This is a genomic window from Tepidibacter thalassicus DSM 15285, assembly GCF_900129915.1.
Lineage (GTDB): Bacteria > Bacillota > Clostridia > Peptostreptococcales > Peptostreptococcaceae > Tepidibacter > Tepidibacter thalassicus.
Map to the genome: position 1 here is coordinate 1 of NZ_FQXH01000001.1, position 357 is coordinate 357.

A 357-nucleotide genomic window follows, 5' to 3' on the forward strand; every position below is an offset into this window, starting at 1 on the left:
GCTACGGCAGTACAAAGTACTGGGTAGGGGAGCATTCACTACGGGCAGAAGCTAAACCGGAAGGATTGGTGGACTGTAGTGAAGAGAGAATGTTGGCATGAGTAGCGAGACGTAGGTGAGAATCCTACGGGCCGAAAACCTAAGGTTTCCTGAGGAAGGTTCGTCCGCTCAGGGTAAGTCGGGACCTAAGCCGAGGCCGAAAGGCGTAGGTGATGGACAACAGGTTGAGATTCCTGTACCACCGATAACCGTTTGAGGGAAGGGATGACGCAGAAGGATAGGCTATCCTACTGATGGAGAAGTAGGTCCAAGCATTGAGGGAGTTTTGGTAGGCAAATCCGCCAAAACAAATCCTAA

The 357-nt window shown here is 51.3% G+C and carries 1 rRNA gene; it reads left to right on the plus strand.

Features of this window, described 5'->3' with window-relative positions:
* Positions 1-357, plus strand: a 23S ribosomal RNA gene (locus BUA19_RS00005); the annotation flags it as partial.